The organism is Micromonospora sp. NPDC002411 (assembly GCF_053592955.1).
Window position 1 is genome coordinate 43,129 of the sequence record NZ_JBSFBM010000007.1, and the last position, 8,638, is coordinate 51,766.

The window sequence follows — 8,638 nt, forward strand, 5'->3', positions numbered from 1 at the left end:
TAGAGTTACGGCGGTCATGGCGGAGGGGAAACGCCCGGTTACATTCCGAACCCGGAAGCTAAGCCCTCCAGCGCCGATGGTACTGCACTCGTGAGGGTGTGGGAGAGTAGGACGCCGCCGGACAATCTTTCAGAAAGGGCCACCCCCGATGGGGGTGGCCCTTTCTGCGTTCCCGTGTCACGGGTTGATCCCCTCCATACCGCCACATCGGCGAAACGGAGTCGATCAACGCGTGCGGGGCGCGGCGCCTCTAGGCTGGACGCGTGGATGACGTCCTGATCCCCCTGGTGGTCGCAGCCTGCGTGGCGGCGATCCTGGGGATCCTCACGTGGCTGGGAGCGCGGGTACGTCGTCGTGGCATCGGTGGTGAGGTCATGGGTCCGTTCGAGGAGATGTGGCATCCCGCCGCGCACCGGTTCCGGGCCGAAATCCGTGTGCAGGAGGCGCGTACGGTGCCAATGCCACCGCAGGGTGCCAGGAAGCGCCCCGGGCCAGGGCGGTGACACTGACGGGCACTGGGCTCGGATCAGCCCCGGGTCTGCATCTCGCTACGGAGGTTGCGCATCAGGCCGCCGGCGTCGGTGACCGACCGACCCGGGAACATGGCCATCACGACGCTGCCGTGGTCCGCCCAACCGCACACCGCGAAATCGCCACCCTCGCCACTGGTGCTGCCGCACTTCATCACGCCACCCAGATCGCCGGCGGGTGACTCGCGCAGGCCGTTCACCGAGCCGGTCTCGTCCGACATGAGGCGGAAGAGGCTGTCCAGGTCCCGTTCCGGCTGCCACAGCAGTGTGGTGCCCCCGAAGATGAGCACCGAGCGCTTGTCGTCGGCCGGGTCGCGGTAGACAGTGCCGAAACTGCGGTCCAGCTCGATGTTCGCGGCCAGGCCACTGCGCAGGTAGTCGGCGGTGCTCTTCGCCCGCTCGCTGTCGTCGCGGGTCAGACCCGCCACCCGATCGGGTGAGGTCAGTTGGGTGTCCTTCTGCTGCGCCACCCGCCATCCGCCGACGCCCAGCACACCGGCGCCCGCGAGGCCGACCACCAACGCGATCGCCCAACCGATCTTGCGGCGTCGGGACCAGCCGCCGGACCGCTCGTCGGGGTCGCCCCCGGAGTCCCGGGTGCTGAGCTGGATCGGCTCCTCGCTCAGCTCGACCGGCTCGTGACTGCCGTCGAGCGAACGGTCGGTGAGATGTGCGTCGGACATAGCCGACACCGTACGCGAACGAGAGGTGGCGCACGTCAGGTCCGGAGAAGCCCTCCGTAGACTTGTCAGGTGACCGAGAGACTGGATGCCCACCGCCCCGACGCCCCGACCCTTGCCGGCCAGTACCAGCCGGGCGAGGTAGAGCAGCGACGGTACGAGCAGTGGGTAGCCGCCGGGCACTTCCGGGCGTCCGCGGACAGCGAGAAGCCCCCCTTCACCATCGTCATCCCGCCGCCGAACGTCACGGGCTCGCTGCACATGGGCCACGCCCTGGACCACACGGTGCAGGACGCCCTGGTGCGACGGAAGCGCATGCAGGGCTTCGAGGCGCTGTGGCTGCCGGGCATGGACCACGCCGGCATCGCCACCCAGAACGTCGTTGAGCGGCAGCTCGCCGCTCAGGGGTTGTCCCGACACGACCTGGGTCGGGAAAAGTTCGTCGAGCGGGTCTGGCAGTGGAAGGCCGAGTCCGGCGGCGCCATCCTGGGTCAGATGCGTCGCCTCGGCGACTCCGTCGACTGGGACCGCGAGCGCTTCACCATGGACGAGGGCCTGTCCCGGGCCGTCCAGACGATCTTTAAGAAGCTGTACGAAGACGGCCTGATCTACCGGGCCAACCGGATCATCAACTGGTGCCCGCGCTGCCTCACCGCGCTCTCCGACATCGAGGTCGAGCACACCGACGACGACGGTGAGTTGATCTCGATCAGGTACAGCGACGAGGTCGTGGTGGCCACCACCCGGGCCGAGACGATGCTGGGTGACACCGCGGTGGCGGTGCACCCGGACGACGAGCGCTACCAGCACCTGATCGGCACCGAGGTCGAGGTGCCCCTCACCGGCCGCCGGATCCCGATCGTCGCCGACGCGCACGTCGACCCGTCCTTCGGCACCGGCATGGTCAAGGTGACGCCCGCGCACGACCCGAACGACTTCGAGATCGGCCAGCGCCACGACCTGCCCGCGCTGACAGTGATGGACGAGCGCGGTGTGATCACCGTGCCCGGCCCGTTCGAAGGGCTGGACCGGTTCGAGGCGCGGCCCGCGATCGTCGCGGCGTTGCGCGAGCAGGGCCTGATCGTCGCCGAGAAGCGTCCGTACGTGCACGCGGTCGGGCACTGTTCCCGCTGCAAGACGACTGTCGAGCCCCGGCTGTCGTTGCAGTGGTTCGTCAACACCACGCCGCTGGCCCAGGCGGCCGGTGACGCGGTGCGCGACGGTCGGGTCCGCATCGAGCCGGCCGAGTTGGCGAAGCGCTACTTCGCCTGGGTCGACAACATGCACGACTGGTGCATCTCCCGTCAGCTGTGGTGGGGGCACCGCATCCCGGTCTGGTACGGCCCGGCCGGCGAGGTCGTCTGCGTCGGCCCCGACGAGGAGCCGCCGACCGGCGACGGATGGCACCAGGACGAGGACGTCCTGGACACCTGGTTCTCCAGCGGCCTGTGGCCGTTCTCCACCCTCGGCTGGCCCGAGCAGACCCCGGAACTGGCGAAGTTCTACCCGACCAGCGTGCTGGTCACCGGGTACGACATCCTGTTCTTCTGGGTCGCCCGGATGATGATGTTCGGCCTGTACGCGATGGACGGCCGACCGCCGTTCGACGTGGTCGCGTTGCACGGCATGGTGCGCGACCAGTACGGCAAGAAGATGTCGAAGTCGTTCGGCAACGTGGTTGACCCGCTGGACTGGATCGACAGGTACGGCGCCGACGCCACCAGATTCACCCTCGCTCGGGGCGGCAACCCCGGTCAGGACGTCCCGGTCAGTGAGGAGTGGTGCCAGGGCTCGCGCAACTTCTGCAACAAGCTCTGGAACGCCACCCGGTTCGCGCTGATGAACGGCGCGCACACCACGGGGGACCTGCCGCCCGTCGAGCAGCTCTCCACCGTCGACCGGTGGATCCTGTCCCGGCTGTCGCACGTCACCGCCGAGGTCGACGAGCAGTTCGAGGCGTACGAGTTCGCCAAGGTGTGCGACCTGCTCTACCACTTCGCCTGGGACGACGTCTGCGACTGGTACGTGGAGCTGAGCAAGCCGGTGCTCGCCGAGGGCGGTGAGCGGGCGGAGGTCAGCCGTCGTGTGCTCGGGCACGTGCTCGACCAGCTGCTGCGGCTGCTGCACCCGATCATCCCGTTCGTCACCGAGGAGCTGTGGCTCGCGTTGACGGGCGGCGAGACGGTGCAGACCGCCGCCTGGCCGGTGGCCGACCGCGCGCTGGTCGACGACGCCGCGGAGGCCGAGCTGGCGAGCGTGCAGCGGGTGGTCACCGAGATCCGTCGGTTCCGCTCGGACCAGGGGCTGCGCCCGACGCAGCGGGTAGCTGCCCGCCTCGACGGGTTGACCGGAGCGGGCATCGCCGCCCACGAGCCCCTGATCCGTTCACTGGTCCGGTTGGACCCGGCCGGGGACGACTTCCAGGCCAGCGCCACCCTGGCCATGCCCGGCGCGGTCGGTGTCGCGTTGGACACCCGGGGGTCGATCGACCTGGCCGCCGAGCGGGCCCGGCTCACGAAGGACCGTGCGGCTGCCGAGAAGGAGGTCGCGCAGGCCCGCGCCAAGCTCGACAACCCTGCCTTCATCGGCAAGGCCCCCGAGCCGGTGGTCGCGAAGATCCGCGACCGGCTCGCCACCGCCGAGGCCGACCTGGTCCGGATCGACGCTGCTCTGGAGACACTGTCCTCGTGACCGACCGTACCGATTTCGCCGCCGTCGAGGCGGAGCTGAACGCCCGTGGTTTCACCCGCATGGTCTTCGAGCTGGACCGGATCGATTCGCTGCTGGACCTGCTCGGCAGCCCACAGCGGGCGTACCCGGCGATCCACCTGACCGGCACCAACGGCAAGACCTCCACCGCGCGGATGATCGACTCGCTGCTGCGGGCGTTCGGGCTGCACACCGGCCGCTACACCAGCCCGCACCTGGAGACCGTGCGGGAGCGGATCAGCCTGGACGGGGAGCCGGTCAGCGAGGAACGATTCGCGTCGATCTACCGGGAGATCAAGCCGCTGGCCGAGTTGGTCGACGCGCGGTCGGACGAGCCGCTGACGTACTTCGACATGACCACCGCGCTGGCGTTCGCCACCTTCGCCGACGCGCCTGTCGACATCGCCGTGGTCGAGGTGGGGCTCGGCGGCGCCGAGGACGCCACCAACGTGATCCAGGCCGGCGTCTGCGTGATCACCCCGATCGGGCTGGACCACACCGAGTGGCTCGGCGACACACTCCAGGACATCGCGCTGGCCAAGGCCGGCATCATCCACCCGGGCGCCACCGTGATCGCGGCCGCCCAGGAGGAGGAGGCGGCGCGGCCACTTCTGGATCGCTGCGCCGAGGTCGGGGCCACCATCGCTCGGGAGGGCGGCGAGTTCGGCGTAATGCGTCGGGCGGTCGCGGTCGGCGGCCAGGTGCTCAGCATCCAGGGCCTCGGCGGTGTGTACGACGACGTGTTCATTCCGCTGCACGGCGCCCACCAGGCGCAGAACGCCGCGGTGGCGCTCGCGGCGGTGGAGGCGTTCCTGGGTGCCGGGGCTCGCCGGCAGCTCGACATCGAGGCGGTCCGGGAGGGCTTCGCCTCGGCCAGTTCCCCGGGGCGGCTGGAGCGGGTTCGTAGCGCCCCGACCGTCCTGCTGGACGGCGCGCACAACCCGCACGGCATGGCCGCGACCGTCAACGCCCTGCAGGAGGAGTTCGCGTTCAGCAAGCTGGTGGCGGTGGTCGGCGTCCTCGCCGACAAGGACGCGGAGGCCCTGCTCGAGCTGCTGGAGCCGGTGGCCGACCTGGTGGTGGTCACCCGCAACAGCTCGCCACGGGCGATGCCGGTGGCGGAACTCGCCGCGCTGGCGGCCGAGGTGTTCGGCGAGGAGCGGGTGGAGTCGGCCGAGGAGATACCGGACGCGATCGAGCTCGCGGTGGCGCTGGCCGAGGAGGACGTCCCTGGTGAACTCAGCGGGGTCGGGGTCCTCGTCACCGGGTCGGTGGTCACGGTCGCGGACGCCCGCCGGCTGCTGAAGCGATGAGCGGTCCGGAGCGGGACCCGCACGCCACCGACGACCCGACCGGGCAGGCCGGGGCAGGCGCGCCAGCTGACCAGCCGGTGGAGGAGCCCGTCGCGGGGCAGCCGCGCCGCTGCGGGGTGCGCAACCCGGAGGCGGCGGTACGCGGTCTGGGCGCGGGGACCCTCGCCCTGGAGGCGCTGGTGCTGTTGCTGGCGATCCAGCCGGTACGAGTGGTCGGCGGTGACCTGAGCGGCGCCGCGATCGGTGTGGTGGTGGCACTGGCGGTGGCCGCCGTCGTGCTCGCCGGCATGATGCGGCGACCGTGGGCCTGGAACGCCGGCACCGTGCTCCAGGGTCTGCTGATCCTGGGAGGTCTGCTGCACTGGTCGCTGTTCGGGCTGGGCATCATCTTCGCCCTGGTCTGGGCGTACGCGCTGCACGTTCGTCGGGTCATCCTCGGCTGACGCGGCCGCGTCAGCCGAGGTGAGGTCGGCAGGGTCAGGCGTCGGCGCGTTCGCGCCACTGGGTGAGGGCGATGCCGTGGCCGTCGGGGTCACGGAACGCCGCCGCCCACACCTCCAGTTTGGTGCCCCGGTTGACCACCCGGGGCGCGTAGGTGAAGCGGACGCCCGATTCACGGAGTCGCTCGTACGCCGCTTCGATGTCGTTCACCTCAAGGTTGACGTGCACCAGGCGGCGGCTGATCGGCGCCGCCCCGGTCACCTCGCGGAGGACGAGCCGGGTCGTGCCGGAGGCGAGTACGGCGTTGTGGGCGCCCTGGTCGACCTCACTGAAGCCGAGCACGTCGCGGTAGAAGCCGAGCGACCGGGACAGGTCGGTCACCAGCAGGGTGAGCCCGACCCCGCTGATCGGCGCGGTCGGATCCGTGGCCGACGCCGTGTCGAACCCGAAGATCGCCCGATCCAGGTCCTCGTCGCTCACGGTTTCGCGGCCCGCCCGGCCCGGGGACGGGTCGTCCAGCGGTAGATCGAGTGGATCCAGCGGGTCGGTCGCGCCCGTTCCGGACCGCTGCGCGGGCGGCGGATCGGAGCGCTGCGCGCTGAGTGGATCGGAGCGCTGCGCGCTGACAGGGTCCGCGCGCTGCGCGGGCGGCGGGTCCACGGGATCTGCGGTCGACAGGTCGTCCCGCGGGGGGTCGTAACGGTCGGCGTCGGGCTTGTCGAAGCGCTCCTCGGGGGCGGTGCGTGGCGCCGGGGTGGCCCTCCGGGGTAGACCGCTGGCCTGGGGTTCGACGAGGACGCCCTCCAACACCGGGCCGCCCGGGGTCTGGTGCACCACCACCGGCTCGCGCTCCTCGGACGCGACACCCGGGTCGTCCCGCAGGGGATCGGAGCGCAGGGGATCGGTGCGCAGGGGATCGGTGCGTACCGGATCGCCGTGCGGGTCTCGGAAAGGGTCGCCGTGCGGGTCGCGGAAGTCGTCCCGGAAGTCGTCGTCCGGAGCGCGGTCGGCCCACGGCGGGGCATCCTGCTGGATCAACACCTCGTCCACCGCGTCGATGTCGGCGAACTCCGGCGGGAGGTCGGCGACGGCGGCGGCGGTCTCGGCGTGGGTCGGCACCTCGTCCCAGAGGACCTTGACGTGCCGCTGGTCGTCCAACGCGACCCGGATCGGCAGGGTCTGGCCCAGCGACGGCCACTTGGAGACCGGCACCCGAGGCTCGATGATCTTCTTGGATCGCGGTGGCAGGCCGGGCGCGTCGATGACCAGTTGGAGTTCACAGCGGCCGAACGCGTACTGGGTTGGCGGTTCGGAGGCGCTGTGCACGTGCCCGACGCCGACCACCCAGGTGCGCCCGCCGCCGCGTACGGTCGCCAGGGCGATGGCCAGCACCAGCAGGGCGACCCCGAGAGCCACGATGGCCCAGCTGGTCATGCCCAGCCCGAAGAGGACGACGAAGGTGGCCACGGTGCCCAGCACCGTGCCGATCAGTTTGCGTACCGGCGCGATGGGCCGGTTCCCGCCATTCGCCACAGTGGACCTCCCGGGGGTCAGGGCCAGGCTAGGCCGGATCGGCCACCGGGGGAAAGACCGGCCGCCGCGCCGGCGCCGGGACCGGGTCGCTAGGCTGACCGTACCGATCTCGAGCGTTCAACGCGTACAGGAGGAACCCAGCGTGTCCAGCAACAGCCCGGATGAGCGCAGCCTCGTTCTGATCAAGCCCGACGCGGTACGCCGCGGCCTGGTCGGCGAGGTCCTCTCCCGCTTCGAGCGCAAGGGGCTGCGGATCGACGCGATGGCGCACCGGACGATGGACGCGGCGCTCGCCGACGAGCACTACGCCGAGCACGTCGACAAGGCGTTCTACCCGCCGTTGAAGGACTTCATGACCGGCGGCCCGCTGGTCGCCCTGGTGCTCTCCGGCGACCAGGTCATCGACGTGGTTCGCGGGCTGGTCGGTGCGACCGACGGCCGGAAGGCCGCCGCCGGCACCATCCGGGGTGACCTGTCCCTGTCCAACCGGGAGAACCTCGTGCACGCCTCCGACTCGACGGACAGCGCCAAGCGTGAGATCGCGCTCTGGTTCCCCGAGCTGGGCTGACCCGGGCTGTCGACGCGGGCTGACGGCGGCGGGGTTCAGCCGGTCGGCGGCAGCTTCGCCGGGTTGCCCATCACGTAGATACCGGTGATCCGGCCGTCGGCCGCGGCGACGGTCAGCGCGTAACGGCTGCCGTCGGCGCGGGTGAGCAGGGCGGCGGGTTCGCCGTTCAGCTCCAGCCGCTGGAACGACCATTCCCGGGCGGGGCCGTAGATCCCGGCGAAGAAGCGGGCGACCCGGTCCGCCCCGTTGACCGGGTTGCGGGCGGCCCGTGCCCGGCCACCGCCGTCGTTCCACGCGGTGGCGTCCGCGGCGACCAGGCTGGTCAACGTCGCCAGGTCACCGTCGCGGGCGGCGGCGAGGAACGCGTCCAGCAGGCGCTCCCGTTCGGAGCGGCTGGCGGTGAACCGACGCTGCTCCTGGCGTACCCGGGAGACCGCCCGGTGGTGCAGCTGCCGGCAGTCCTCCGGGGTTCGGTCCAGGATCTCCGCGATCTCCGCATACGGCAGGTCGAAGGCGGTGTGCAGGACGTACACGGCACGCTCCGGCGGGGTGAGCCGTTCCAGGACGTGCAGCAGCGCGGTGGAGAGCGAGTCGCGCAGCTCGGCGCGGTCCAGCGGCCCGAACGGCGAGGGTTCGGTCGGCACCGGCTCGGGCAGCCACGGCCCGACGTACGTCTCGCGGCTCGCCTGCCGCGCCCGCAGTCGGTCCAGGGCCAGCCGGGTGACGACCCGGGACAGGTATCGGCGTGGCTCGGCCACCGTCGAGCGGTCCACGCCCAACCAGCGCAGGTACGCCTCCTGGAGCACGTCCTCGGCGTCGTGACGGCTGCCGAGGAGGCGGTACGCGAGCCCGAGCAGCATCGGC

Annotated in this window: 8 protein-coding genes and 1 rRNA gene; 6 read left to right on the forward strand and 3 right to left on the reverse strand. The window is 71.2% G+C overall.

Annotation, left to right across the window (positions count from 1 at the left end; all coding sequences use genetic code 11):
• Positions 1 to 6: 6 nt before the first annotated feature.
• Positions 7 to 123: ribosomal RNA gene (rrf, locus tag ACWCO3_RS02135) — 5S ribosomal RNA — on the forward strand.
• Between the two features lie 140 nt (positions 124 to 263).
• Positions 264 to 503: a hypothetical protein gene (locus ACWCO3_RS02140; RefSeq protein WP_145779362.1), complete on the forward strand. Its 240-nt coding sequence runs from the start codon at positions 264 to 266 to the stop codon at positions 501 to 503.
• 23 nt (positions 504 to 526) lie between these two features.
• Here the strand turns inward: ACWCO3_RS02140 and ACWCO3_RS02145 are convergent, their stop codons facing one another.
• The gene (locus tag ACWCO3_RS02145; RefSeq protein ID WP_358053851.1) at positions 527 to 1,213 is read right to left on the reverse strand and encodes a hypothetical protein; all 687 of its coding nucleotides are present in this window, start codon (positions 1,211 to 1,213) and stop codon (positions 527 to 529) included.
• Between the two features lie 69 nt (positions 1,214 to 1,282).
• Here ACWCO3_RS02145 and ACWCO3_RS02150 point away from each other — a divergent pair, with 69 nt between their 5' ends.
• From ACWCO3_RS02150 to ACWCO3_RS02160, 3 genes are read left to right on the forward strand one after another with little or no spacing between them, the layout of a single operon-like run.
• On the forward strand, positions 1,283 to 3,901 hold the full coding sequence (locus tag ACWCO3_RS02150; RefSeq protein ID WP_450008029.1) for a valine--tRNA ligase: 2,619 nt from the start codon (positions 1,283 to 1,285) through the stop codon (positions 3,899 to 3,901).
• Positions 3,898 to 5,232, forward strand: a complete 1,335-nt coding sequence (locus tag ACWCO3_RS02155) for a bifunctional folylpolyglutamate synthase/dihydrofolate synthase (RefSeq protein ID WP_450008031.1) — start codon at positions 3,898 to 3,900, stop codon at positions 5,230 to 5,232. The genes ACWCO3_RS02150 and ACWCO3_RS02155 overlap by 4 nt, the downstream gene beginning before the upstream one ends.
• Complete coding sequence (locus ACWCO3_RS02160; protein WP_450008032.1) at positions 5,229 to 5,675, forward strand: DUF4233 domain-containing protein; 447 nt, start codon at positions 5,229 to 5,231, stop codon at positions 5,673 to 5,675. Before ACWCO3_RS02155 ends, ACWCO3_RS02160 begins: the two co-directional genes overlap by 4 nt.
• Positions 5,676 to 5,709: 34 nt before the next feature.
• Here ACWCO3_RS02160 and ACWCO3_RS02165 read toward each other — a convergent pair whose 3' ends face one another.
• Positions 5,710 to 7,206 carry a VOC family protein gene (locus ACWCO3_RS02165; protein WP_450008034.1) on the reverse strand — a complete coding sequence of 499 codons (1,497 nt, stop codon included), beginning with the start codon at positions 7,204 to 7,206 and terminating at the stop codon, positions 5,710 to 5,712.
• A gap of 142 nt (positions 7,207 to 7,348) precedes the next feature.
• On the opposite strand from ACWCO3_RS02165, the gene ndk reads away from it, so the two are divergent.
• Complete coding sequence (gene ndk, locus ACWCO3_RS02170; RefSeq protein ID WP_088949743.1) at positions 7,349 to 7,774, forward strand: nucleoside-diphosphate kinase; 426 nt, start codon at positions 7,349 to 7,351, stop codon at positions 7,772 to 7,774.
• Positions 7,775 to 7,809: 35 nt separating this feature from the next.
• On the opposite strand, the gene sigJ is transcribed toward ndk, so the two are convergent.
• Positions 7,810 to 8,638 (reverse strand): RNA polymerase sigma factor SigJ (gene sigJ / locus ACWCO3_RS02175; RefSeq protein ID WP_450008036.1); only part of this gene is annotated, 829 nt, incomplete at its 5' end.